Origin of the sequence: Thermosipho africanus Ob7, assembly GCF_003351105.1 — a bacterium.
Lineage (GTDB): Bacteria > Thermotogota > Thermotogae > Thermotogales > Fervidobacteriaceae > Thermosipho > Thermosipho africanus.
On the sequence record NZ_NKRG01000001.1, the window covers coordinates 356,107 to 383,016 of the forward strand.

The window sequence follows — 26,910 nt, forward strand, 5'->3', positions numbered from 1 at the left end:
AAGTATGAATCTTGAAGAATTCAAAAAATTTAGAGAAAAAATGAATGAAAGAATTCTTGAAGAAGGGACTTTAAATACTAAGAGGTTTTTTAACTTAGATGGAAATGTTTACAAAAAGGGTGCATTAGATGAGAAAACAAAGGAATTAATGGGACTTGTTGCTTCAATGGTTTTAAGGTGTGATGATTGTATTACTTATCATATGATAAGGTGTGCACAACTTGGAGTTAGTGATGAAGAATTTTTTGAAACTTTTGATGTGGCATTGATAGTTGGAGGTTCAATAGTAATTCCTCATTTAAGACGTGCTGTTAAATTGCTTGAGGATATCAGGGAGATGCAAAAAAATGGGAAAGATGTTTCTATTTGATGGAACTGGATTAGTATACAGAGCATTTTATGCTATAGATCAATCTCTTCAAACTTCGTCTGGTTTACACACTAATGCTGTATACGGACTTACTAAAATGCTTATAAAATTTTTAAAAGAACATATCAGTATTGGAAAAGATGCTTGTGTTTTTGTTTTAGATTCAAAAGGTGGTAGCAAAAAAAGAAAGGATATTCTTGAAACATATAAAGCAAATAGGCCATCAACGCCTGATTTACTTTTAGAGCAAATTCCATATGTAGAAGAACTTGTTGATGCTCTTGGAATAAAAGTTTTAAAAATAGAAGGCTTTGAAGCTGATGACATTATTGCTACGCTTTCTAAAAAATTTGAAAGTGATTTTGAAAAGGTAAACATAATAACTGGAGATAAAGATCTTTTACAACTTGTTTCTGATAAGGTTTTTGTTTGGAGAGTAGAAAGAGGAATAACAGATTTGGTATTGTACGATAGAAATAAAGTGATTGAAAAATATGGAATCTACCCAGAACAATTCAAAGATTATTTATCTCTTGTCGGTGATCAGATTGATAATATCCCAGGAGTTAAAGGAATAGGAAAGAAAACAGCTGTTTCGCTTTTGAAAAAATATAATAGCTTGGAAAATGTATTAAAAAATATTAACCTTTTGACGGAAAAATTAAGAAGGCTTTTGGAAGATTCAAAGGAAGATTTGCAAAAAAGTATAGAACTTGTGGAGTTGATATATGATGTACCAATGGATGTGGAAAAAGATGAAATAATTTATAGAGGGTATAATCCAGATAAGCTTTTAAAGGTATTAAAAAAGTACGAATTTTCATCTATAATTAAGGAGTTAAATTTACAAGAAAAATTAGAAAAGGAATATATACTGGTAGATAATGAAGATAAATTGAAAAAACTTGCAGAAGAGATAGAAAAATACAAAACTTTTTCAATTGATACGGAAACAACTTCACTTGATCCATTTGAAGCTAAACTGGTTGGGATCTCTATTTCCACAATGGAAGGGAAGGCGTATTATATTCCGGTGTCTCATTTTGGAGCTAAGAATATTTCCAAAAGTTTAATAGATAAATTTCTAAAACAAATTTTGCAAGAGAAGGATTATAATATCGTTGGTCAGAATTTAAAATTTGACTATGAGATTTTTAAAAGCATGGGTTTTTCTCCAAATGTTCCGCATTTTGATACGATGATTGCAGCCTATCTTTTAAATCCAGATGAAAAACGTTTTAATCTTGAAGAGCTATCCTTAAAATATTTAGGTTATAAAATGATCTCGTTTGATGAATTAGTAAATGAAAATGTACCATTGTTTGGAAATGACTTTTCGTATGTTCCACTAGAAAGAGCCGTTGAGTATTCCTGTGAAGATGCCGATGTGACATACAGAATATTTAGAAAGCTTGGTAGGAAGATATATGAAAATGAGATGGAAAAGTTGTTTTACGAAATTGAGATGCCCTTAATTGATGTTCTTTCAGAAATGGAACTAAATGGAGTGTATTTTGATGAGGAATATTTAAAAGAATTATCAAAAAAATATCAAGAAAAAATGGATGGAATTAAGGAAAAAGTTTTTGAGATAGCTGGTGAAACTTTCAATTTAAACTCTTCAACTCAAGTAGCATATATACTATTTGAAAAATTAAATATTGCTCCTTACAAAAAAACAGCGACTGGTAAGTTTTCAACTAATGCGGAAGTTTTAGAAGAACTTTCAAAAGAACATGAAATTGCAAAATTGTTGCTGGAGTATCGAAAGTATCAAAAATTAAAAAGTACATATATTGATTCAATACCGTTATCTATTAATCGAAAAACAAACAGGGTCCATACTACTTTTCATCAAACAGGAACTTCTACTGGAAGATTAAGTAGTTCAAATCCAAATTTGCAAAATCTTCCAACAAGAAGCGAAGAAGGAAAAGAAATAAGAAAAGCAGTAAGACCTCAAAGACAAGATTGGTGGATTTTAGGTGCTGACTATTCTCAGATAGAACTAAGGGTTTTAGCGCATGTAAGTAAAGATGAAAATCTACTTAAAGCATTTAAAGAAGATTTAGATATTCATACAATTACTGCTGCCAAAATTTTTGGTGTTTCAGAGATGTTTGTTAGTGAACAAATGAGAAGAGTTGGAAAGATGGTAAATTTTGCAATTATTTATGGAGTTTCACCTTATGGTCTTTCAAAGAGAATTGGTCTTAGTGTTTCAGAGACTAAAAAAATAATAGATAACTATTTTAGATACTATAAAGGAGTTTTTGAATATTTAAAAAGGATGAAAGATGAAGCAAGGAAAAAAGGTTATGTTACAACGCTTTTTGGAAGGCGCAGATATATTCCACAGTTAAGATCGAAAAATGGTAATAGAGTTCAAGAAGGAGAAAGAATAGCTGTAAACACTCCAATTCAAGGAACAGCAGCTGATATAATAAAGATAGCTATGATTAATATTCATAATAGATTGAAGAAGGAAAATCTACGTTCAAAAATGATATTGCAGGTTCATGACGAGTTAGTTTTTGAAGTGCCCGATAATGAACTGGAGATTGTAAAAGATTTAGTAAGAGATGAGATGGAAAATGCAGTTAAGCTAGACGTTCCTTTAAAAGTAGATGTTTATTATGGAAAAGAGTGGGAATAATGGCTGGGGTAAAGGAATTTAAAGATCTAATAGAATTAAATGAATATGTTACAAAAAAAATAGAATTGACGGGTCTTACAAGTGAGACCTTTAGGTTTTATGCAGATGTTGTTAGAGCCAATAACCATTCTACAGGTTTGTATATTGATGTTTCACAACCTTATACTGCAAAGAATGGAACAAGAAATATTGAAATTACTGTGTATGTACCTAGATATCTTGCACCAAAAATTTTGGAAGTTATAAAAGTTTCTAATGTTAAGGAACTTGTTGGGAAAAAATGGATTTTTCAAGGGAGACTTTCTTTTTTCAGAGATAGAATGAGTTTTACCTTCTATGCAGATACAATAGCTCCGATGGGAGAATCTGAGATTGAAAAAAGAAGAAAAGAAATATTGAAAGAGCTTGAGGTTAGAAATTTATTAATGAAAGAAAAGCATGATCTTTCTGAATTGCCACCAATAAAAAAGATTGCTATTATAACATCTAAAAGTGCAGCGGGTTACGAAGATTTTTTAAAAAACTTGACAGTTCATTATTTGTACCGCCCTATTGTTCACCTTTATGAATCACCTATGCAAGGGGCACAGACTGCATCTGGTATTATTTTAGCGCTTAATCGTATAAGAAAATCGAATATAGACTATGATGTTGTTGTTATTGCTCGTGGCGGTGGTGCAAGAAGCGATCTGATGTATTTTGATGATTTGTCACTTGGAATAGAAATTGCAAAGTTTAATGAGTATTGTCCAATTTTATCGGGCATAGGTCATGAAAGAGATTTTACAATTCCAGATTATGTTGCCTGGAAGAGATTTGCTACTCCGACAGAAGTTGCAAGAGCTATATCAAAGCAAATAGAAGATAATGTGAAAAAATTGGATGATAGTTATAATGACTTAAGGATTTTACTTTCTAATGTTTTTAAAATCTATGAGAGAACGGTAGAATTGGGTCTGATAGATTATATGAAGAAAGTTATAGGAAGCGATTTTATAAAGATAGTAAAAGATCTGGATGAAACTTATGAAAAGATTGAAAATTTTGTTAGTTACAAAATAAATGATTCATCTCAGAGACTATCTGAAGATTTTTTAAGGTTTATGTCTAATTCTCTTGAAAATAAGTTGAAATCCAAAAAGGACAGTGTTGAAAATTTTGAAAAAATACTTGAAAAAGATATATCAATTTTACTTTCAAATAAAGAGACAATGCTTAATGAAACATTTCAGGAGCTTTTAAAACGAGAAGAATTTGCACCACTTTTATTTGGTGGGGCATTGGTTATGAAAAGTGGACATTTTGTAAAAAGCATTAGACAGATGAAAATAGGTGATAAGTTGGATTTATATTTGAAGGACGGAAAAGTAAAAACTAAGGTTGTAGCAGAGAAAAAAGTAAAAAAGGAGGAGCTTTATGGAGGACATACTCTCTTTAGAAGTTGAAGATATGGAAAAATTGGATTTTAATGAATTAGTTGAAAAAATAGAGATTGTAAAGAATTATTTTCATAAAAATGATGTTGATATTGAAGTTGCAATAAAGTTGTATGGAAAAGCAGTTGATTTACTTGCAGTTGCAAGAAAAAAGCTTATAAATTTTAAAAAGGAGAAAGAGGAAATAGATAAAAAATATATGGAGTTTTTAGAGAGGTTAGAACAAGAAAATGAAGAAGAATTGTTTTAAAAAAAGTTTTGAATTGTTTGGAAAATTCTTTATAACCTCCCTTTTTACTTTGGGAGGTGGTTATGCTATGGTTCCAGTTTTAAAAAGAAAATTTTCCAAGTATATCGATGAGGAAAAATTTGCAGAAATTTTATCTTTTGCACAATCAATGCCAGGGCCAATAGCTATAAATTTAGCTATATTAATAGGCGAGCAAGTAATTGGATTTAGTGGGATATTGCTTTCTGTTTTAGGTGTGTTGATCCCTCCTGTGTCAATAATTATATTAGCAGGAAGTATAATTGGAAAATATTCAGCCCAATTACATGGTTTTTTTGAGGGAGTTTATGCTTCTATAATAGGTCTGGTTCTTGGTGTTTTATATTCTATAATGAAAATTCAAAAGTGGAATCTTTTAAAAGTTATTATATTGTTATCCTCAGTCCTTTTTGCGGTATTTTTTAGAAAATTTTCAATATATATATTTATTTTTTTAGTGGGGAGTTTTTATTATGTTAAAAGAATTAATAAGGATAATAAAAAATGGTAATATTGTAGTTTTGACAGGAGCTGGTATAAGCACAAAGAGTGGAATACCAGATTTTAGAAGTAAAGATGGACTGTATCAAAAATATGGAGAGAAAATTTTTGATCTTCAATTTTTCTTTGAAAATCCTTCTGCTTTTTACGATTTTGTATGCAAAGAATTTCCAAAAATGTATGATGCAAAGCCAAATTTTGCTCATATGTTTCTTGCAAATCTTGAAAAAAATGGTTATATAAATGGTGTTATAACTCAAAATATTGATAATCTTCATTACAAAGCAGGCTCAAAAAATGTATTGGAACTACATGGAAATGCTACAAGATTTTACTGTACAAGGTGTGGAAAACAATCAAAAAATATTTTTGATGGTTATATTTGTGAGTGTGGTGGATTAATAAGGCCAGATATTGTATTTTTTTCAGAAAGTGTAAGATATTTAGAAGAATCTTACGCTTTGATAGATAATTCAAGCACTTTAATTGTAGTTGGAAGCTCACTTCAAGTTTATCCTGCTGCGTATTTGCCAATTTATGCTAAAAAACAAAATAAGACTTTAGTGATAATAAATAAAGGTAAGACACCGTTAGATGATTATGCAGACATTATCATATATGATGATATAGTTGAAACATTTGAAAAAATTGCTAAATATTTTGAGGAGGTTGTTGATTGAAAAGATTATTATTAGTCTTATTTTTACTAGAGCTTTCAACGGTGCTCTTATCTATTCCGTTATATAGTTATAAATTAAGCGGTGTTGTGGTTTTTAGAAGTTTAGGCATAAAAATTAAACCGTTTTTTGAATATGATGAGGTGGAAGTTAAAGATTATTTTCCATTTGAACCTGAATTGATTACCGTTAGAGAAGGTAGAAAAAAGCTGATTTTGATACATGGGATAGCTCCCAAAGAGGTAGATGAGAAGTTGGGGTTTTATAAAAAAAACATGATTGATACTTTTAAAGAAATAATGCCAGATGATGTTGGTATATATTTTTTTCTTTATCCATCACTTTCGGTAGATTTACAATATTGTGCTAAAAAGCTGATTGAATTGACAGATTCTTTTAAAGAAATTTATGTTTATGCACACAGCATGGGTGGGATTTTACTAAGATATGCTCTTCAAAATAAAGAGTTTTCAAGGAAGGTAAAAATGGCAATTTTTGCAGGTACACCGCATATTGGAAGTCCACTAGCACAATTAATATTTTTAAAGACTAGTATTTTGAATTTTTTCACAACACCAAAAGTAGAGCTTATAAAGAGAGCGCTTTTACTTGCAAATTTTTTTAATGGTTATATTTTAGCACCAAATTATAAATATTTAATTTTTGGTAAAAAATTTCCTCCTATTCCTGATTATGTAAAAAGAGTAAATTTTGTTGGGAAATTAGAAGTTAGTGTTGAGAGTATTGATGATATTTTAAAATCAAATCCAATATATTTTACAGGACTATATTTTTTAAAGTATATTGTGGATAATATTTATCCTGAGGATTCAATTTTTTTAGAAAATGACGGAATGGTTCCAGTTTTTAGTGCAACTCAAGATAGTGATATTAATTTTATATTTTATGGTGCAAATCATGCAGACCTTGCAATGAGGCGTGATATAATAGAAAAGGCAGCTGAGTTCTTTGGTTTTATTGGGGAGGGAGTTTAATGGGAAAACTTTTAGTAGCAGTAGTTTTGGTGTTATTAATAGCATTTAGCTGTACTTTAATGATTAAAACACCTTCTTTGCCTGGTAGTTTTTCATTAAAAAGTGCAATTAGTTTATTAGATAGCTTTGAATATCATTTGGTTGAGACAGGAGAGATAAATTCTTTGTATGGTGTGCAGCTAAATAGAGGAATGTATGGAGTATTTAAAAATTTTGATGGAATGTTTTACGTATTTAAATATGAAGATGAAAAACTTACTAAAAATGATTGGAATAGATTGATAAAGACATTTGGAAGTGTTTTGAAAATCAATTATTTTAAATTTAGTTTATTTGATAGAGGGTATTTGCAAACAAAGTTTGAAGACCTTAATGTTATTACATGGTGGAAAGGAAATTGGTTGTTTGTAATAACAGGGAATAATTCTAAAGAATTCTTTGAATATATAAATAAAGTGTATGGGATGATTCAATGATGATAGTTGCAGGTGTCGATGAGGCAGGAAGAGGTCCATTATTTGGCCCTGTTGTAGCAGCTGCAGTAATTTTAAATGAAGAAATTGATGGACTAGATGATTCTAAAAAACTTACTAGTAGAAAACGTGAAAAGTTGTTTTTGGAAATAATTAAAAAAAGCTATTTTGCAATTTCTATTGCAACTGCTGATGAGATTGATAAGTTTAATATTTTGCATGCTACAGAAATTGCAATGGACAGAGCTTTAGAAAGATTAAAGAAAAAAATTGATTTTGATATAGCATTTGTTGATGGAAAAAATTTAAATTTGAAATTTCCTTTCAAATGTATTGTGAAAGGCGATTCATTAGTAAAGGAAATTTCTGCTGCATCAATATTAGCTAAAGTTGTTAGAGATAGGATAATTGTTTCATATGCAAAAAAGTTTTCAAGTTATATGTTAGAGAAGCATAAAGGTTATCCAACGCAACTTCATTTAAAATTAATTAAAGAACATGGGTTGACTCCATTGCATAGATTAACTTATAAACCTGTTATGGAATTATTAAGTATAACTCAACTTGAAGAATGGTATAAAAGTGGTATGATAGATGAAGAAAGGTATAAAAAAATAATTAGCAAAATGGAGGTGCCTCTTTTTGGAATACAAGATACTAGATAAGGGATTTTTAAGGCTTGTGGATATGATGGGAGATGATTATGCAGCTGTTAAAGCTGCGCGTGTTTCTTATGGAAAAGGTATAAAGACACCTGAAAAAGATAGAAATCTTATATTTTATCTTATGGAACATGGGCATGAAACACCATTTGAGCATATAGTTTTTACATTTCATGTAAAAGCGCCTATTTTTGTAGCAAGGCAATGGTTTAGGCATAGGATTGGATCTTTTAATGAAGCAAGCTTAAGGTATACAGAACTTAAGGATGAATTTTATATCCCGGACCATGTAAGAAAAAACGTAGTTGAGGATAAACAAAAAGCTATAAGAGTTGATGACGAGCAGTTAAAACAAAAGGCTTTAGATTTAATAGAATCTTCAATAGAAAATTCATATAAAGTGTATAAAGAGCTTTTAGAAATGGGTGTAGCAAGAGAAATGGCAAGAATTGTTCTTCCAATGTCTTCGTATACACAATTTTATTGGACTGTTAATGCAAGAAGCTTGATGAACTTTTTAAATCTAAGAGCAGATTCTCATGCTCAGTGGGAAATACAGCAATATGCGTTGAATATTGCAAATATTTTTAAAGAAAAATGTCCTTGGACTTTTGAAGCATTTTTAAAGTTTGCGTATAAAGGTGATTTGCTAAAAGGGGGGGAATAATGAAATTAAAAGAGATTATAAATCTTTTAAATGCTAAAGTAATTGTTGATAATGGAATAGAAAATATTGAAGTTGAAAAAGTTGCTGCATCGGATTTAATGAGTGATGTGTTAGCATTTGGTGAGGAAGGTTCACTACTTGTAACAGGGCTCGCAAGTCCTCAATGTGTAAGAACTGCAAGTGTTGTAGGAATACCAGCGGTAATTATTGTCAGAAATAGAGAGATAATGCCTGAAACTATAAAAATAGCAGAATTAAACGGTATAAGTTTGATCCTTACAAAATATGGTATGTTTGAAACCTGTGGTATTTTGTATAAGCATGGTCTTAAACCAATAAATAAATTTTAAAACAGTACTCAAGGGGGATGAGCAAATTGTTAATTGATGTTAAGCCATTATATTCTGAAATTAAAAATTTAATCATGGACCGCATGTCTAAATTAAAAAAAGTACCAAAATTGGTTGCGGTAACTTATAAGCCAGATCCTTCAACAATAAGTTATTTGAAAAGTCAGGAGAAAGCGGCAAAAAGGTTTGGGCTAGATTACGAAATTTTTGAGGCTTCTAATTCAATTGAAGTGTTAGAAAAATTGAGGAAATTATCTGAAGATAAAAGTGTTAATGGGATTTTTGTAACTCATCCTTTACCTGAATTAGATGAAATGTTGGTTTTTGAAAATCTGTCTCCTGAAAAAGATATTGAGGGAAGGCATCCGTATAATCTTGGAATGTTAATGTATGGAAATGAGTTTTTTGCTCCATGTACTGCTGAAGCGGTAGTAAAGATTTTAGAAAATGTTACAGAAATTACGGGTAAAAATGTTGTAATTATTGGAAGAAGTACAACTGTTGGAAAACCTTTAGCAACAATGCTTTTAAGAAGAGATAGAAGCGCAACAGTGACTGTATGTCATACAAAGACAAGAAATCTTCCAGAAATTACGAGAAACGCTGATATTATTGTTGCAGCTGCTGGAAAAGCAAGACTTGTAACAAAGGAAATGGTAAAATCTGATTCAATTGTTATCGATGTTGGAATAAATGTGGTTGATGGGAAAATAGTAGGAGATGTGAAGGAAGATGTATCTGAAATTGCAAAAGTTACACCTGTTCCAGGAGGTGTTGGTAGGATAACTACTGCATTATTAATGGAACATGTTGTAAAATCAGCAGAAAAAATGAATTTTTAAAATACAGGAGGTGTTTCTATGGCAAATATTGTTTATTCAGGTGTACCTGATCCATCAGCAAGTACAGGTGGTGCAACAGCCGCTGCCCCAAGCGCTGCAGGTGGATTATTTCAAATGTTGTTTCTTTTATTGATCTTTTTTGTAATGATGTATTTTTTGGTAATTTTACCACAAAGAAAGCGTGAAAAAGAATTTAAAAAGATGATTTCTGAAATTAAGAGAGGAGATACAATTATAACCTCGGGTGGTATTGTTGGAAAAGTTATCGATGTAAAAAAAGATACTTTGAAAATAAAGACAAGTAATACTACAGAACTTGAAGTAGCAAAAGTATATATTTCAAAAGTTTTGAAAAATAAAGATAAAACAGAAGAAAATTCTAAATCTAGTAAAGAAGACAATAAAGAATAAGCCAGGGGAGGTAATGAGATGAAAGATAACAAAGTTAGGGGAATTATTACACTAATCGTTATCGCACTTGCTTTTCTTTCGCTGCTCTGGCCAACAAGTGAAGGATACAAGGGACTTGCAAGTCTTTTTAGTAGAATAAAACTCGGACTTGACATAAGTGGTGGAGCCAGAATCGAGTATAAAGTAGATATTGATAAATCGGTTGAGAATCCTTCACAAGTGGCAGAAGATGTTTGGACCGTTTTAAGAAACAGACTTGATATGGCAAACTATACAGAAGCGATTGTAAAACAAACATTTCGTGAGGAAAATACATTTATAATTGTAGAAATTCCTGGAGCCACTGATACGGCACGTGCAGAACAGTTGATAGGTTCTACAGGACTTCTTTGGTTTGGTCAAGTTATTGACTCTACAACATCAGATCCAAAAATTGATCCAAATCTTGTAAATGAAGCAAAAAGGGAAAAAGCAGAATGGCTACTTGATAGAGAGGGTAAAACTTGGTACTTGGTAAAAAAGGAAATAGCAAATATTTCCAATTTGAAACTTGTTTCTCCAAAAATAGTAGAAGCAATTCCACAAGTTGATAGAAACAATGTTGCAGGTTATGTTGTAACATTCAAATTGGATAAGCAGTATGCAGACGTTTTTAAAAGAATTACGGAAAAATTATATGTTCCAGAAGACTTAATTAACCAAGGTGGTGTAGCATACCAGCAAGCTTTGAAAAAAAGACTTGCGATAGTTTTGGATGATAGAGTGCAATTTGCTGGGTTTGTTACTGCAAAAATTACAGATGGAAGTGCTTTAATTAAAGGTAATTTTACACTTGATGAAGCAAAACAACTTGCTGCAATATTAAAAAGTGGTGCACTACCAGCAAGACTTGAAAAGGTTTCATCTGGATGGGTTGCACCTCTTTTAGGAGCAGATATTGTTTCAGCTTCTCTCAAGGCAGGTATAATTGGAATTATATTAGTTTTAATCTACATGATAATATTCTATGGAGTAATGGGGATTGTAGCTGATATTGCACTTTTATATAATACTTTCTTATTACTTGGAATTTTAGCTGCAACTGGTTCAATACTTACATTACCTGGAATTGCAGGTATTATTTTGACAATTGGTACTACTGTTGATGGAAATATAATTATTTATGAAAGAATTAAGGAAGAAATCAGAAGAGGAAGTTCTGTAAAAGCAGCAATTTCAACTGCATTTTCAAAATCATTTATAACTTTGTTTGATGCTAATTTAACTACAATTATAGCTGGTTTGTTCTTATATTATTTTGGTACAGGGACAGTAAAAGGCTTTGCTATAACTTTAATTATTGGTGTTCTTGGTAGTTTGTTTGTTAACCTTGTTGTTTCAAGATTTTTCCTTGAATTATTCTCTGGAGCAATTAAAGTTAAAGGTGCTAGCAAGGGAGGTGCCAGGGCATGATTGATTTCGTTGGAAAAAGAAAAATATTTATAGTAATTTCGCTAATTTTAGTAGTGGCATCTCTGATAAGTATTTTTACTAAAGGTTTTAACTATGGTGTTGAATTTTTAGGTGGTTCGGAAATAATTTTAAAAGTAAATGCAGAAGTTAGTGAATCAGATGTTAGACAATTAATAAAGGACCTGGCACCTGAATTTGAAAATGCCAGAATTACCCAAATAAAAAGTGTTGATGATCCAAAAGGAATTTCTAAGTTTTCAATTGTAGTTTCACCAAAGGATGAAAATGGAGAATTAAAAGTTTACTCTGGAGAAGAAAAATCTGTACTTAGCCAAAAAATAGTTGAAGCATTCAAGAATAATAATTATACAGCAGAGGTAATTGGATTTAACGAAACAAGTGGTTATGCAGCGCAAGAGATTAAGAATCTTACTTGGAAAGCAATTGTATTTACATTACTTGCGCTTTTAATTTACATAACTTTAAGGTTCCAGTTTGTTTTTGGTGTAGGTGCTGTAGTTGCATTGATACATGATGTTGTAATAACTTTAGGATTTTATTCATTCTTTAACTATGAATTAAATGTTGCGGCAGTGGCAGCTATTTTAACCTTAATAGGTTATTCTTTGAACGATACTATAGTTGTTTACGATAGAATCAGGGAGAATTTAAGAAGGTCACGTGGAAGTACTATTGAAACATTGGTAAATAATAGTATTAATCAAGTTATTAAGAGAACTATAAATACATCCTTGACAACTTTCATAGTAATATTTATACTATTGTTGTTCTCTGGAAATAGTATAAAACCATTTGCGTTCGGTATGACAATCGGTACTATAGTTGGAACGTATTCATCCCTATATATAGCAAGTCCAATTGTGATAAGATGGATAAAAAAGTGAATAAAAAATAAGTTAAATTGAGGGCTTTTTTGAGGCCCTCAACTTTATCTAAAGGGGTGAGATTTTGGTTTATTTTTTAATAACTGGAGCAATTTCAGTTGTTTTTATTTTGATTCTTGCTTTTAAAATCTTGGAAAAATCCTCAGGGAATGAGAGGACAACTCAGCTATCAGAGATTATTCAAAAAGGTGCAAAGTCCTTCCTACTGCAAGAATACAAAGTATTTTTTCCAGTTATTTTTGCTCTAGCTATATTTTTCTATTTTATAGTCGGTATTAAGGCAAGCATTGCATTACTTATAGGTTCAGCCTTTTCCGTTTTGGCAGGTTATTTTGGTATGGCTATTGCTACAAGAGCAAATGCAAGAACTGCTTGGGCTGCAACAAAAAGCTTAGGTGAAGCTTTAAGTGTTTCATTTTCTGGCGGAGCCGTTATGGGATTAACCGTATCCACACTTGGAATTTTAGGGCTTGCTTTGACATATTATGTTACAAAAGACATTGAATTAATTAGTTATTATTCTTTAGGTGCATCATTTGTTGCACTGTTTGCAAGAGTTGGTGGAGGAATTTATACTAAAGCAGCTGATGTAGGAGCAGATATTGTTGGAAAAACCGAAGCGAATCTTCCAGAAGATGATCCTAGAAATCCAGCAGTTATTGCTGATAATGTTGGAGATAACGTTGGTGATGTTGCTGGAATGGGTGCTGATTTGTATGAGTCATATGTAGGATCTATTTTTTCTGCAATTGTTCTTGGAAGTTTATTTTTTGGAGAGAAAGGCTTTATTTCAGTTGTTTTTGTTGTAATTTTTGGATTATTATCTTCACTTGTTGGAATAGTTACAACTTTATTGAGTGCAAAAAAATCTGCTGATCCTGCAAAAACTTTGAGATTTGGAACGATTTTTGCTGGCGTTTTAACACTTACAGCAACATTTGTATATAGTTATTTAGTAAATTGGTTAAATATCTTTTACGTAGTCTTTTTTGGAGTTTTTGTTGGGTTATTAATAGGTTTAATTACAGAGTGGTATACTTCAGGAAAAAAGGTTGAAAATCTTGCAAAAACATCAACTATGGGCCCTGCAAATGTAATAATTAGTGGAACTGCACTCGGGATGGAGTCAACGTTTATTATAACTTTGTTAATAGCACTTGCAGTTGTACTATCATATAAAATTTTAGGGCTTTTTGGTGTTGCACTTTCGGGTGTTGGTATGCTTTCTACTTTAGGTATAAGCTTATCTGTGGATGCTTACGGGCCAATTGCGGATAATGCTGGCGGAATAGCACAAATGGCAGGATTGGATCCTAAAGTCAGGGAGATTACAGATTCTCTTGATGCTGTTGGTAATACGACTGCAGCTATGGGTAAAGGTTTTGCAATTGGTTCAGCAGCACTTACTGCACTTGCATTATTTGCTAACTTTAGCGCAATATCAAACGTTAGCTCAGTAGATTTGAGTAATCCATATCTATTTTTAGGTGCTTTAATTGGCGGAATGTTGCCATTCTTCTTTTCGGCATTAACTATGCATGCTGTTGGTGATGCTGCTGATGATATGGTTGAGGAAATTAGACGTCAAATAAAAGAAATTCCTGGAATATTAAGTGGTGAATCTACACCAGATTATCAAAAATGTATACAAATTGCAACTAAAGGTGCATTAAAGAAAATGGTGCTACCTGCAGTATTAGCTATTCTTTCACCAACATTACTATATTTTCTTTTTGGTCCAATAGGTGTTGGTGGATTATTAATTGGAGCTACAGTTTCTGGAGTTATGTTAGCAATATTCATGGCTAATTCTGGAGGAGCATGGGATAATGCAAAGAAATTTGTTGAAGAGGGACATTTTGGAGGTAAAGGTTCCTTTGCGCATAAAGCGACAGTGGTTGGAGATACAGTAGGAGATCCATATAAAGATACTTCTGGACCTTCGATTAATATATTGATAAAATTGATGGCTATTACATCAATAGTATTAATGACAATTGTAAGGGGGTAGTAATATATGAGACGTGTAGGTGTATTATGTGTAGGAAATGATTCCCCAGGTATAAATGCAGCAATACGTTCAGCTGTAGTTAAAGGATTAGATCTAAATATTGAAGTTATGGGAATAAAAGATGGGTTTGAAGGGTTATTGAGAGATGATTTAGAAGTTTTATTAAGGCCTAACGTATCGAACATATTACATCAAGGCGGAACTATGCTTGGAACATCACTATATGTTCCTGAGGAGGATGTGGAAAAAGTTAAGGAAAAAGTTGAACAGTATGGGATTTCATCATTGCTAATTTTAGGTGGAAGACTTGGAGCAAAAGCAGCAATAAATTTGATGAAAATAGGAGTTCCTTCAGTTTTGGTACCCGCAACGATTGACAATGATCTGGCATTTACTGATTTTTCTATAGGATTTTTTACTGCGGTTGAGCATGTTAAAAATGCATTGGATGTTCTTCATTCTACAGCTGAATCACATCATAGGGTTATGATAGTAGAGACAATGGGAAAGCCTGGTGGTTGGATTGCTACAATTGGAGGACTTTCAGGTGGAGCTGACTATATAATTACCTCTACCGAAAAACCAAACTTTGAAGAACTTATTGAAATTATAAAGAGAAGATATGAAGGTAAAAAAAGATTTTCATTAATAGTAGTGGAATCCGGAGTTGAATTACCTGAAGAGATAAAAAAAGAGTGCGATGGATTTGAGAAGTTAAGCTCATCAGAAATTATTGGAAAGTATATTGAAAAAAAATTAAAAGAAAAGTTTGGAATTGAATGGAGATATACTAATCTTGGTTATTTACAAAGGGGTGGATCTCCAGCCGCAATGGATAGGATTATTGCAACTCAGATGGCTGCACATGCAATAGAAATGATAAAAATGGGAAAAGTTTATCAAGCAGTTGGTGTAAAAGGATTTTCTATTACTGAAATTCCTTATTCAGAAACAATGTTAAATTATAGACCTGTAGATTATTATTTAAAGGAGTTAACCAAGTTATTTTATTAAGGTGATAATATGATTGTGTTTATGACTGATTGGGGTTCATCTCATTATGTTGGAATTTGTAAAGGGGTTATGCGAAAAATTGCCAATGTAGAAGTAGTAGATCTAACTCACGATATTTCATCATTTAATGTGCGAGAGGCAATGTACATCCTCTCGCGCTCTTTTATTCATTTTCCAAAGGGAAGTATTTTCCTATGTGTGGTTGATTATGGTGTAGGAAGTTCTAGAAAGGCCATAGCAGCTAAAACTGAGAACTATTACTTTGTAGGACCAGATAATGGTATATTCACACTTGCCTTTGAAATTGAAAAACCAATAGAGATAAGAGAGCTTAATAATAAAGAATTTTATTATGGAGACTCTCAAACCTTTCATGGAAGAGATATTTTTTCTCCAGCGGCTGCATACATTCACCTAGGAAAATTTGAACAACTTGGAGATCAATTGTATAACTATGGAACTCTTCCATATATTAAACCAAAAAGATCTGGAAATAATATTCGAGGAGAAATTGCTTATATTGATAAATTTGGAAATATTGAAACAAATATTCCTTATGATTGGATAAAAGATTTTGAAAAAGTTACAATAGTTAAAAACAGAAAGAGAATAGAAATTCCTATAGCAAATTATTATTCTGAAGTTGAAAAAGGACAATTACTTTTACATAATGATAGTACTGGATATGTTGAAATTGCCGCAAATCAATATAGAGCAAATGATATATTAAAGTTCAATACGGGAGATTTATTGGAGTTGATATTATAGAATTAATAGTTAATAATTTGGAAGTATTTTATACAAATAAGAAAATAATTGGTCCCATAAATATAAAATTCAAAAACAATGAATTAGTTTTATTATTAGGTCATAACGGCAGTGGGAAAACGACTTTTTTAAAAGCCCTTGCGGGTGTAGTAAATTTTAAAGGTGAAATAATATCTAGCGATGGTAAGCCATTTTATATGGCAACTGGTTATGTTTTTCAAAATCCTGAAACGCAAATTGTTGGCAGTACAGTGTGGGAAGATGTAATTTTTGGACTTGAAAATATAGGGCTTGAAAGAGAAGAAATTGAAAAAAGAGCTTTAGAAACGTTGAAGACTACCGGATTATTAAATTATAAAGATTTTGATCCATATAGTTTATCCGGAGGTCAGAAACAAAAGCTTGCAATTTCTTCTATTTTAGCTATGAGGCCAAAATTTTTGCTACTTGATGAGCCAACTGCAATGTTGGATAAGTACGATAGAATGATTATTAAAAGATTAATTGAGCAATTAAAAAAAACTGGTATTGGTATAATACTTGCAACACATCATGTAGAAATTTTTTATGATATAGCGGATCGAATAATTTTAATGAAAGATGGTCTTGTAAAATATGATGGAGCAGCGTTAGAAAAAGTTTTAAGAGAGTACTATGAAGAAGGTGGAGCAATATGGAGAAAATAAGAAAATTAATTGAGAATAATTCTGGAAATTCTATAGCCATTGTTGGTGAAAATAAAAGATATGTTAATGATAAAGTAATGCAAGCAGTTTTAGATGTTACTAATTATGATATACAAAGATATTTAATGATTGATGAAAATAATATTAAGATAGATCATGTCAGAAATATTCAAGAGTTTTTATCATTTTCATCCGATAAGGGAAAAAAGATTGTAGTTATTTTTAATGCAGAAAAAATGCTGCCAGAAGCCGAAAATGCTTTGTTAAAAACGTTAGAAGAACCACCATCGTATTCAATCATAGTTCTTACAACTACTAATTGGAAAGCATTATATCCAACTATTAGAAGTAGATTGCAGAAGTATTATGTAAGTGTTCCAAAAGATATTTTATTAGGATTACAGGATTTTATATTAAAAAAACTAGCAATTGAGTTTCCAGATAAAGTAGATGAAATAAAGGCAAATAATTTAAAAATAGTTGAAATTGAAAATTTTGAAGAAAGTCCTAGTTATTACTATTCACTTTACTTAAAAATAAAAGAAAACTTGGAAGATGCTAAGAAGATTAATAACTTTGTTGCTAGTTTATCAAGTATAAAAGATTTTAATTTTTTAAAAGTATTATCTAAAATAGCACTATGGATATGCGAAGAATTTAGTTGTGATTATAAATTTGCAAAGGTATTATCTTCAATATTATCTTCAAAAGTTGCAAATTATAATTATGAACTTACGTATTACTTTATATTGTTGAGCTTAAATGATGCTATAAAGCAAGAATGAAAATTTTTAAGAATAATGGAGGTTAATATTTCTTTCATTATTTTAGATAGTGATATATAATAAGAGTAGAAATAAAAATAAAGGAGGAGTTGGACTTGTTAGAATCACTAATGGCTTTTTTCAAAGTACGGCGTTTATGAATTTAACGATTGGTAATATAGTTATGTTTGCTGTTGCTGGCGTTTTAATATACATAGCAATAGCAAAAGATGCTGAACCATTGTTATTAATACCTATAGCTTTTGGAATTATTCTTGCAAATGTACCTCCTGATGTGACTGGTATTTTAAATCCTCCTACAGAAACTTCACCTGGTGGTGTGCTCTGGTATTTGCAACAGGGCTTGGTCCTGGGAATTTACCCTCCATTGATATTTTTAGGTATAGGTGCATTAACAGACTTTTCATTTATGCTTTCTTATCCAATTACAATTTTCCTTGGTGGAGCGGCACAGATGGGGATATTTATAACATTTCTTTTAGCTAAATTTTTTGGTTTTAGTCTAAAGCAAGCTGCTTCAATAGGGATTATAGGTGGGGCAGATGGACCTACCTCAATATATATTACTTCTAAATTTGCACCAGAACTATTATCAATAATTGCAATTTCGGCATATTCATATATAGCACTAATTCCTGTCTTACAACCTATGGTTTCAAAAATGCTTACAACCAAGGAAGAAAGAAGAATAAGAATGAAACCACCTAGAAAAGTAACAAAAACTGAAAGGGTACTATTTCCAATTGTAACAACTATAATAGTTGCTTTGATAATTCCAAAATCGTTGCCATTGATAGGAATGCTTATGTTTGGAAATCTTTTAAGAGAGGCTGGAGTTGTTAAGAGGTTAGTTGAAGCTGCAAGTAGGTATATTTTAGACACAGTAACAATTTTATTGTGTGTTTCAGTTGGTGCATCTGCAAGAGCGGATATTTTCTTAACACCTAAATCTCTTTTAGTATTTGGAATGGGTGCGGTAGCATTTGTTACTGCAATAACTTTTGGAATTTTATTTGCAAAATTGATGAACCTGTTCTTGAAAGATAAAATAAATCCATTAATTGGTGCAGCGGGAGTATCCGCGGTTCCAGATTCTGCAAGGGTTGCGCAAAGAATTGCACAAGAAGAAGATCCAACAAACTTTATTTTAATGCATGCAATGAGCCCAAATGTTGCTGGTGTTATTGGTTCAGCTGTTGCCGCAGGAATATTCTTATCATTAATTAAGTGAGGTGGTTTTAGATGGCAAAAAGAAGTTTTAGAGTAGATATAAATTATGATTGGTGTAAAAGCTGTGGGATTTGTTATCATACGTGTCCAACAAAAACTATCAAGGAGGGAGAACTTAAAAGACCGGTAGTTGAAGATCATTCTACCTGTATTGGCTGTCTTATATGTGAAAATTTGTGTCCAGATTTTGCTATAAACATTGTAGATATAACTGAAAAAGTAGGTGAAAAAAATGGGTAAACTTGTTTTTTGGCAAGGAAACGAAGCTGCAGCCTATGGGGCTTTAAAGGCAGGATGTAGATTTTACGCAGGATATCCTATAACCCCATCTTCAGAAATTGCAGAAACCATGGCAAGAGAGCTTCCAAAAGTAAATGGTGTCTTTATACAGATGGAAGATGAAATAGGGAGTGCAGCAGCTATAATAGGTGCTTCTCTTGCTGGTGTAAAATCAATGACTGCAACAAGTGGGCCGGGTTTTAGCTTAATGCAAGAAGCATTAGGATACGCAATAATGACTGAAACGCCTTGTGTATTTGTAAATGTGATGAGGGGAGGACCTTCAACAGGTTTACCAACTAAACCTGCTCAAGGCGATATAATGCAGGCAAGATGGGGAACTCACGGGGACCATGCCATAATAGCTTTGTATCCTTCAACTGTTGAAGAGGTATATAGATATATGATAGAAGCATTTAATTTAGCTGAAATATATAGAACTCCAGTAGTATTTTTGATGGATGAAACACTTGGTCATATGAGAGAAGCTTTTGAGTTGCCTGATTTAAAGAATGTTGAGATTGTAAATAGAATTTCTGAAAAAGAACTAGAGGAAGAAGAAATATTTGTTCCATATGTTGAAAGTGAATATGCAGAGCCAAAACCAACTGCATTAGTTGAAATGGGAAAAACAAGATTCCATGTTTCGGGCCTTGTCCACGATGAATCAGGTTTTCCAAATGCAGCATATGAAACAGCAGAAAAACTTATTAAGAGATTATCTAACAAAATAAAGTTACATATTGATGAAATCTCAATATATGATGAATATTTAACAGAAGATGCAGAAGTTTTGGTAATTGCATATGGAATAGTTGCAAGAAGCGCAAAAGAAGCAGTGAAAATTGCAAGAAATGATAAGATGAGAGTAGGGTTGTTTAAACCAATAACAATATGGCCGCTTCCAGTTCACGAACTTAGAAAAAGGCTTTCAAAAGTTGAAGCTGTAGTAATTCCAGAAATGAATTTGGGACAATATGGAAGGGAAATTTTAAGATTGGTAAAACCAGGAACGAAAGTTAAATTTATTAATAAAGTAGGTGGAGAATTAATTACACCTGAAGAAATACTTGATGGAATTAATGAAATTCTAACAGAAGGATATGATTACTAGCAGTTAAATAAAAGTAATTAAAAAAATGGCTTTGGGATTACCCAAAGCCATTTTTTATAGTAAGAAATTTTAATCAAGCATTGGCATTCTTAAATTATGTTTTTTAGCAGTTTCGATTGCAATTTCATAGCCGGCATCAGCATGTCTTACAACACCCAAACCAACATCATTTGTTAAGACTCTTTCAAGTTTTTTGTGTGCTAGGTCTGTTCCATCTGCAACTATAACCATACCTGCGTGTAAGGAATAACCAATACCAACACCACCACCATGATGGAATGAAACCCATGTAGCGCCACTTGCTACATTTAACATAGCATTTAAAATTGGCCAGTCTGCAATTGCATCACTTCCATCTTTCATAGCTTCAGTTTCTCTATATGGACTTGCTACTGATCCAGTATCATGGTGATCCCTCCCAATGACTATAGGTGCTTCTAATTCACCTTTTTTGACCATTTCGTTGATTGCAAGTCCAAATTCCGCACGTTCTCCTTGCCCAAGCCAGCAAATTCTTGCAGGTAATCCTTGCCATTTTACTTTCTTTTGTGCAAGTTCTATCCATTTTCTTAGGTGGTCATCATATGGGAATAACTCGAGAACTTTCTTATCGGTTTTGTAAATATCCTCAGGATTTCCAGATAGAGCAGCCCATCTAAATGGTCCTTTTCCTTCGGCAAATAAATCTCTAATATATTCGGGTACATATCCTGGGATATTAAATGCATCTTTTACACCGTGATCATATGCAAGCCTTCTAATATTATTACCGTACTCAAATACTTTTGCACCTTGTTTTTGCATTTCAAGGATTGCATTAATATGTTTTACAACGCTCTCATAAACTAATTCTAAGTATTTCTGAGGATTTTCTTTTCTTAATTTTAATGCTTCATCAAATGACATTCCAGCTGGAACGTATCCAGTTAGTGGATCGTGGGCTGCAGTTTGGTCAGTAACTATATCAGGAATTATTCCTCTTTTAACAAGTTCAGGATGAACATCTGCTGCATTGGCAAGAAGTCCAACAGATAATGGTCTTTCTTCTTTAACTGCTTTTTGAACCATTTCAAGTGCTTCATCTAAGTTGTCAGTCCAAGTATCAAGATATCCAGTATTAAGTCTTCTTTCAATCATTCTTTTGTCTATTTCAACTGCAAGTACAACACCATCATTTAATGTTACTGCAAGAGGTTGAGCTCCACCCATTTCACCGAGTCCAGCTGTAAGTACCCATTTTCCTTTTAAAGTTCCACCAAAATATTTTTTGGCAACTGCATAAAAAGTTTCATATGTTCCTTGCAAAATGCCTTGAGTTCCTATATATATCCAGCTTCCAGCGGTCATTTGACCATACATTATAAGGCCTCTTTCTTCTAATTCTCTAAAATATTCCCAATTTGCCCATTTTGGTACCAAGTTTGAATTTGCAATCAAAACACGAGGAGCCCATTCACTTGTTTTAAATACTGCAACTGGTTTTCCACTTTGTACAAGTAATGTTTCATCCATTTCCAAAGTTTTTAGTGTTTCCACTATTTTATCAAAACATTGCCAGTTTCTTGCAGCTCTACCAGTTCCACCATACACAATTAGATTTGCAGGGTCTCTTGCAACTTCTGGATCAAGGTTGTTCATAAGCATTCTCATTGGAGCTTCCGTTTGCCAACTTTTACATGATAATGTTGTTCCCCTTGGTGCTCTAATAATTCTTTCCATAGTTTTTCCCCCTTTTCTTTTATGAATTTGCAATTAAGTAGGCATAGACCTTGGTATCTTCAATTAAGTTTTTAATTACAACATATTCATTAGGTTGATGGGCAGTTTCATCAATAGTAGCCCAAACAGCAGCTGGTAAACCTTCATTTCTTAAAATTGCAGCACAAGTTCCACCACCAATTCCTCCTACTCTTGGTGTTATGTTTCTCATTTCTTTAATTGCATTTATTAATTTAACTACTATTTCTGAATTTTTATCAGTAGGAGGGGCCGCTTGTTCAAATTGGAGTTTTTCAATTTGGATTTTTACTCCATTTTCTTTTTCAAATTTTTCACCTAAACTTACAATGTTTTTAAAAATTTCCTCTAAATTATATTGTGGTAATATCCTACAATCAAAATAGAAAATATCTGTTCCAGGAATGGTATTTACATTTTCAACGTTGGATTCTTTTTTAGTTGGTTCAAATGAACTTTTTGGATAATCAAAAAGTAAATCTTCTTCATTATAATTTGAATTTAAATATTCATCTAAAATTGTTAAAAACCTTGCTCCGTATCTGTGAGCATTTTTAGCAATATCAGGCCTTGAAGCATGAGCTTGTTTTCCGGAAACAATTACTTTAAACCAAAGTATTGATTTTTCGGCTATTTCAATAAATGAACCGTCAGGTTCTCCTGAATCAGGCACAAGGAACAAATCATTTTTACTAAAAAGATTTTGTTTAACAAGATATTTAATGCCATAATCAGAACCAGTTTCCTCATCAGAAACAAAAGCTAAGGCAATATTATCTTTTGGGCGAATACCTAGATCCATTATTGTCTTCAAACCATATAAAGATGCAATTAAAGAAGATCCATTGTCTTCCGCACCTCGCCCGTAAATTTTTCCATCTTTTTCTACAGGTGTAAAAGGATCATTTTCCCACAAACTTAAATCTCCAGCTGGTACTTTGTCCATGTGTGTAATTATCCAAATTGTTCTTTTTCCAACTGTTCCATTATATCTTGCAACGATATTTGGTCTGAATCCATACGGAACAATATCATCTTTAGCATCGTACCTTTCAATTGAATCAAAACCCCAGTCTTTTATTAAGCTTTGAAGCCATTCAGCCATTTCTTTTTCACCTGGACCTCCGGATCTTGGGTTCACTGAGTTGATTGAAATAAACTTTTTCATTGAATTTTTAATGTCTTCTTGAATTTCTTCAACTCTTTTGATAATCTTTTCTTTCATTATTTTTCCCCCTTTTCATTTATTTTTTTATATGCTTCGTGTGCAATTAAAGCTGTCATTCCCCAGATAATATGATCATTATATTCAAAAAACATAACTTTGTATGTTCCACTTCTCCATTTATAATCCCTTCCATTTGGAATTAGATGAAATGGGAAAGAACTAGGAGGAATGACTTTTACTTTTAAGTCATATGTATACTTAGGTGATTTAAAAATTTCAATTGGCACTTCAATAGTTTTTTCGACTTCATATTTGTTTATATTTAAATTAGAGTTTTCTAAAATACCAATAAAGGGATGTATAATAATATTAAATGGAGTATAAACTGGAGGAAGATTTGAAATTATATTTGGTCGTACACCAATTTCTTCTACTGTTTCTCTTATTGCAGCACTTTTTAGGGTTTCTCCATATTCTATTTTCCCGCCTGGAAAAGATATTTCCCCTGGTTGTATTCTTAGTAAATTTGATCTAATTTCGAATAAAAAATATTTTTTATTAACGACAGGAACTACAACAGCATATTCTTCTGCACCTATAAACATTATTTGTCACCTCAGTTAGAAATTTACAGAAGATGAGTTTAAATGATTTTTGTAAATGCTGTACCAAGATTCACTTGGCATGTCATTTGTAGATAATGCATAAATATTTTTTCCGATTATAAATAAATTTCCAATATTGTCCATTACCAGAAATTTTGAGTTTTCAAAAAAGTTATTGTATACTATATTATAATTTTTTAAATCAATTACATACAATTTATTACCGCTTGATAAAACATATAGAAATTTATTTCCAACAATACCATCTTGAATATTTTCATCAAGTGACAATATCAAGTTATCATTTTTGTATATATTATTTTCTTTAAATGTATATCTATTATTTAGTATATCGAGTAATATGAAAGAATTTTCAGGGGGAATTTGAGGGTTTTCTAATGAAAAAGCTAGGTTTTTGACATTTCCAACAAACTTATCTTTTTTATTGTTTTTCCATATATACCCCATACCATCTACAATGTAAACACTTCCTGATAATGAAACGAAAGGTCCAGAAATAGGCCATTTCCCAACATCATAGTGGTTCAAAATTTTACCGTCTTTAATTTCATATAAAACTCCATTGTCGGATACCACATAAATTATTTGACCATCGAAAGCAGCTCCTAAAGTTAGATCAGAATCAAGTTCTACTTTCCACATTAGGTTTCCATTAAAATCAAATTGATATACGTAATCATCCCAGCATGTAACTAAAATCCCATCATTATTTAGAGTAAGATGTCCAGTAACAATGAAAGGTAAAGTATAATTCCATGTAATTTTTCCATCTTCGATTTTGAATATTTTCCCATTTGTTGCGGCTACGTAGAGAGTACCATCTTTGGCAACGGGTTTTGATGTTATCTCTTGATCTAGGTTTATTTGCCATAAAAGCTTAACTTTATTATCTGTAAAGTTAATTTCATGACTAACATTAATAAAAGCAATTATTTTGAATGGATAAGTTGTAACATTAAAATCTTTTGTAATTAGGTAATTGCCTACTATTATATTTTCACCATCGGTAATTATTTTATTGCCATTAACATTTTTTGAGAATATTAGTTTATTATTTTCATCGTAAAATTGTAATAAGTTATTTTTTAAAATAACATGATAACCGTTGTATACATAATCATCAGCTATATTGAATTTTTTTATGAACTTTGGAAATTTAGGATTTTCAATATCAAAAATTGATAAATCTGAAGAAGAAAAAACTGCAAGTTTTCCATTTGCAATTCTAATTTTATGTATTTTTCCATTATTAGGACTTAGCGACCATACAATTTTTCCGTTATCCAAAGCAACAACATTCCCCATATTTATACCAAATATAATGTCTTTATAAACAAAAGGATGTTCAAGATTCGAAATGATTCTTATTAATTCAAGTTTTCCATTTTCGAATTTATATAATCTATTGTTAGATAAAAAATAACCTTCTCCAATGTAGATTGGAGATTCTATATAAATTTCCTTTTTTGTAAAAATATCAACTATTGAATCATTATAAATTGCATAAATTTTGTTGTCTAAAAAGCAAATATCCTTAAATTTTCCATCCAATATTTTGTCGGTTGATTTATAAATTCCTCCATCAGTAAGAAAATAAATTTGAGAAAATAGGAGCAGTGTAAGAAAAACAAATAATATAGATAATAGTTTCTTCATTTTACACACCTTTCATATTTTCAAGTTGTAAAAGTAAAAATTTAAGATATTTTGTTTCAAGAATATTTAATACATAAGGATGATCGTATGGTTGATCTCCACGAAAGAGAATTCTTGCCAATTTTCCAGCATCAACTGCTGCTGAAAATATAATATTTTTAAAATCTTCTTCCGTAATTACTTGAGTACATGAAGAAGTTGCAAGAATTCCATTATTTTTAAGTATCTTCATTGCTCTTAAATTTATCTCTTTGTAGCCCCTTTTTGCATTAGCTTTGCTATTTGCATTTTTTGCAAAAGCTGGTGGATCAATTGAGATAATATCAAATATTTTTGAATTGTTGTCATAAGATTTCAAAATATCAAAGGCATTTCCGATTATAGTATCGTAATTTTTAAAATTGTTTTTCTTGGCAGTAATGTTTACCACTTCAATTGCTCTTTCAGAATAATCTAAAAACGTTACGTGTTTTGCGCCGAACTTTAGCATATGCATTCCAAAATTTCCAGTGTAACAAAATGCGTCTAGACATATGGCATCTTTTGAATAATTTTTTAGTGATAAAGCATTAAATCTTTGATCTAAAAATGCACCAGTTTTTTGTCCTAAAGTATCAGCAAAGAATAAAATATCATTTACTTTATAAGGTATCAATTCAGGCCCTGATTTATAGATCCAACCAACAGATTCTTGAAGTCCTTCTTTTATTCTTGATGTACTTTCTGATTTTTCAAATATTCCTTTTGGTGAAAAAGTATTTATCAATATATCTAATATTTCGTTTTTAAACTTTTCCATTCCAAGAGTGTTAATTTCAATTACTATATAATCTCCAAATTTGTCGGCTATGATCCCGGGCAAATTATCAGCTTCTGAGAAAATAATTCTAAAGCTTTCTTCTTTTGGATTTCTTCTAAGTAATGCTTCTTTTATTCTTTTTTCAAAAAAACTTTTGTTTATTTCTTCATTTAATCTTGTTAAAATTCTAATCCTTATTTTAGAGTTAAAATTAATGTAACCTTTACCAACAAAATGCCTTTCGTGGTTAAAGACACTAACAATATCACCATTTTGAGGTGTTCCATCTATGTGTTCGATTTCATTTTCATAAATCCATGGATGTCCATTTTTAACTCTATTTTTAATGTTTTTCTTTAAATAAACTTTCAT

General features: G+C 31.4%; 28 protein-coding genes. 23 read left to right on the forward strand and 5 right to left on the reverse strand.

Annotated elements, in window-relative coordinates; genetic code table 11:
- Positions 1–4 precede the first annotated feature (4 nt).
- The 23 genes from OB7_RS01815 to OB7_RS01925 all read left to right on the forward strand — a co-directional run bounded on the left by OB7_RS01815 (position 5) and on the right by OB7_RS01925 (position 20,552).
- Positions 5–370 (forward strand): carboxymuconolactone decarboxylase family protein, encoded by a 366-nt coding sequence (locus OB7_RS01815; RefSeq protein ID WP_114702359.1) that lies wholly within the window; start codon positions 5–7, stop codon positions 368–370.
- A complete protein-coding gene (gene polA / locus OB7_RS01820) occupies positions 348–3,026 on the forward strand; it encodes a DNA polymerase I (RefSeq protein WP_114702360.1) in 2,679 nt (892 codons plus the stop codon). The genes OB7_RS01815 and polA overlap by 23 nt, the downstream gene beginning before the upstream one ends.
- The gene (locus OB7_RS01825; protein WP_114702361.1) at positions 3,026–4,471 is read left to right on the forward strand and encodes an exodeoxyribonuclease VII large subunit; all 1,446 of its coding nucleotides are present in this window, start codon (positions 3,026–3,028) and stop codon (positions 4,469–4,471) included. Before polA ends, OB7_RS01825 begins: the two co-directional genes overlap by 1 nt.
- Positions 4,443–4,712, forward strand: coding sequence for an exodeoxyribonuclease VII (locus OB7_RS01830; RefSeq protein WP_114702362.1), 270 nt, complete (start codon positions 4,443–4,445; stop codon positions 4,710–4,712). The genes OB7_RS01825 and OB7_RS01830 overlap by 29 nt, the downstream gene beginning before the upstream one ends.
- Complete coding sequence (locus OB7_RS01835) at positions 4,693–5,241, forward strand: chromate transporter (protein WP_114702363.1); 549 nt, start codon at positions 4,693–4,695, stop codon at positions 5,239–5,241. The genes OB7_RS01830 and OB7_RS01835 overlap by 20 nt, the downstream gene beginning before the upstream one ends.
- Complete coding sequence (locus tag OB7_RS01840) at positions 5,204–5,911, forward strand: NAD-dependent protein deacylase (RefSeq protein WP_114702364.1); 708 nt, start codon at positions 5,204–5,206, stop codon at positions 5,909–5,911. The genes OB7_RS01835 and OB7_RS01840 overlap by 38 nt, the downstream gene beginning before the upstream one ends.
- Positions 5,908–6,903 carry a lipase family alpha/beta hydrolase gene (locus tag OB7_RS01845; protein ID WP_004103732.1) on the forward strand — a complete coding sequence of 332 codons (996 nt, stop codon included), beginning with the start codon at positions 5,908–5,910 and terminating at the stop codon, positions 6,901–6,903. The genes OB7_RS01840 and OB7_RS01845 overlap by 4 nt, the downstream gene beginning before the upstream one ends.
- The gene (locus OB7_RS01850) at positions 6,903–7,379 is read left to right on the forward strand and encodes a DUF3242 domain-containing protein (protein ID WP_004103730.1); all 477 of its coding nucleotides are present in this window, start codon (positions 6,903–6,905) and stop codon (positions 7,377–7,379) included. Before OB7_RS01845 ends, OB7_RS01850 begins: the two co-directional genes overlap by 1 nt.
- Positions 7,379–8,041, forward strand: a complete 663-nt coding sequence (locus OB7_RS01855) for a ribonuclease HII (protein ID WP_004103728.1) — start codon at positions 7,379–7,381, stop codon at positions 8,039–8,041. The genes OB7_RS01850 and OB7_RS01855 overlap by 1 nt, the downstream gene beginning before the upstream one ends.
- The gene (gene thyX / locus OB7_RS01860) at positions 8,019–8,705 is read left to right on the forward strand and encodes an FAD-dependent thymidylate synthase (protein ID WP_114702365.1); all 687 of its coding nucleotides are present in this window, start codon (positions 8,019–8,021) and stop codon (positions 8,703–8,705) included. Before OB7_RS01855 ends, thyX begins: the two co-directional genes overlap by 23 nt.
- Positions 8,705–9,055: a DRTGG domain-containing protein gene (locus OB7_RS01865; RefSeq protein ID WP_004103723.1), complete on the forward strand. Its 351-nt coding sequence runs from the start codon at positions 8,705–8,707 to the stop codon at positions 9,053–9,055. Before thyX ends, OB7_RS01865 begins: the two co-directional genes overlap by 1 nt.
- A gap of 26 nt (positions 9,056–9,081) precedes the next feature.
- Positions 9,082–9,897 (forward strand): bifunctional 5,10-methylenetetrahydrofolate dehydrogenase/5,10-methenyltetrahydrofolate cyclohydrolase, encoded by an 816-nt coding sequence (locus OB7_RS01870; RefSeq protein WP_012579409.1) that lies wholly within the window; start codon positions 9,082–9,084, stop codon positions 9,895–9,897.
- An 18-nt stretch (positions 9,898–9,915) separates the two neighbouring features.
- The gene (yajC, locus tag OB7_RS01875; RefSeq protein WP_004103711.1) at positions 9,916–10,308 is read left to right on the forward strand and encodes a preprotein translocase subunit YajC; all 393 of its coding nucleotides are present in this window, start codon (positions 9,916–9,918) and stop codon (positions 10,306–10,308) included.
- An 18-nt stretch (positions 10,309–10,326) separates the two neighbouring features.
- Positions 10,327–11,760 (forward strand): protein translocase subunit SecD, encoded by a 1,434-nt coding sequence (gene secD, locus OB7_RS01880; RefSeq protein WP_114702366.1) that lies wholly within the window; start codon positions 10,327–10,329, stop codon positions 11,758–11,760.
- On the forward strand, positions 11,757–12,665 hold the full coding sequence (gene secF, locus OB7_RS01885) for a protein translocase subunit SecF (protein WP_114702367.1): 909 nt from the start codon (positions 11,757–11,759) through the stop codon (positions 12,663–12,665). Before secD ends, secF begins: the two co-directional genes overlap by 4 nt.
- Before the next feature lie 64 nt (positions 12,666–12,729).
- On the forward strand, positions 12,730–14,676 hold the full coding sequence (locus tag OB7_RS01890; protein WP_114702368.1) for a sodium-translocating pyrophosphatase: 1,947 nt from the start codon (positions 12,730–12,732) through the stop codon (positions 14,674–14,676).
- A 6-nt stretch (positions 14,677–14,682) separates the two neighbouring features.
- Positions 14,683–15,690: a 6-phosphofructokinase gene (locus OB7_RS01895; protein ID WP_114702369.1), complete on the forward strand. Its 1,008-nt coding sequence runs from the start codon at positions 14,683–14,685 to the stop codon at positions 15,688–15,690.
- Positions 15,691–15,699: 9 nt separating this feature from the next.
- Positions 15,700–16,458 (forward strand): SAM hydrolase/SAM-dependent halogenase family protein, encoded by a 759-nt coding sequence (locus OB7_RS01900; protein WP_114702370.1) that lies wholly within the window; start codon positions 15,700–15,702, stop codon positions 16,456–16,458.
- A 17-nt stretch (positions 16,459–16,475) separates the two neighbouring features.
- Positions 16,476–17,144 (forward strand): energy-coupling factor ABC transporter ATP-binding protein, encoded by a 669-nt coding sequence (locus tag OB7_RS01905; RefSeq protein WP_114702371.1) that lies wholly within the window; start codon positions 16,476–16,478, stop codon positions 17,142–17,144.
- Positions 17,132–17,929 (forward strand): DNA polymerase III subunit delta', encoded by a 798-nt coding sequence (locus OB7_RS01910; protein ID WP_114702372.1) that lies wholly within the window; start codon positions 17,132–17,134, stop codon positions 17,927–17,929. Before OB7_RS01905 ends, OB7_RS01910 begins: the two co-directional genes overlap by 13 nt.
- A gap of 136 nt (positions 17,930–18,065) precedes the next feature.
- Entirely contained in the window at positions 18,066–19,160 is a 1,095-nt protein-coding gene (locus OB7_RS01915) for a sodium ion-translocating decarboxylase subunit beta (RefSeq protein WP_114702432.1), read from the forward strand.
- 11 nt (positions 19,161–19,171) lie between these two features.
- Positions 19,172–19,399: a 4Fe-4S dicluster domain-containing protein gene (locus tag OB7_RS01920; RefSeq protein WP_114702373.1), complete on the forward strand. Its 228-nt coding sequence runs from the start codon at positions 19,172–19,174 to the stop codon at positions 19,397–19,399.
- A complete protein-coding gene (locus OB7_RS01925; protein ID WP_114702374.1) occupies positions 19,392–20,552 on the forward strand; it encodes a 2-oxoacid:acceptor oxidoreductase subunit alpha in 1,161 nt (386 codons plus the stop codon). The genes OB7_RS01920 and OB7_RS01925 overlap by 8 nt, the downstream gene beginning before the upstream one ends.
- Positions 20,553–20,621: 69 nt before the next feature.
- On the opposite strand, the gene hutU is transcribed toward OB7_RS01925, so the two are convergent.
- The 5 genes from hutU to OB7_RS01950 are packed head-to-tail and all read right to left on the reverse strand — an operon-like array spanning position 20,622 to position 26,910.
- Positions 20,622–22,271 carry a urocanate hydratase gene (hutU, locus tag OB7_RS01930; protein WP_114702375.1) on the reverse strand — a complete coding sequence of 550 codons (1,650 nt, stop codon included), beginning with the start codon at positions 22,269–22,271 and terminating at the stop codon, positions 20,622–20,624.
- A 19-nt stretch (positions 22,272–22,290) separates the two neighbouring features.
- A complete protein-coding gene (locus tag OB7_RS01935; RefSeq protein ID WP_114702376.1) occupies positions 22,291–23,514 on the reverse strand; it encodes a M20 family metallo-hydrolase in 1,224 nt (407 codons plus the stop codon).
- Entirely contained in the window at positions 23,514–24,062 is a 549-nt protein-coding gene (locus OB7_RS01940) for an NUDIX hydrolase (protein WP_114702377.1), read from the reverse strand. The genes OB7_RS01935 and OB7_RS01940 overlap by 1 nt, the downstream gene beginning before the upstream one ends.
- Before the next feature lie 15 nt (positions 24,063–24,077).
- A complete protein-coding gene (locus OB7_RS01945; protein WP_114702378.1) occupies positions 24,078–25,739 on the reverse strand; it encodes an outer membrane protein assembly factor BamB family protein in 1,662 nt (553 codons plus the stop codon).
- 1 nt (position 25,740) lies between these two features.
- Complete coding sequence (locus OB7_RS01950) at positions 25,741–26,910, reverse strand: class I SAM-dependent rRNA methyltransferase (protein WP_004103674.1); 1,170 nt, start codon at positions 26,908–26,910, stop codon at positions 25,741–25,743.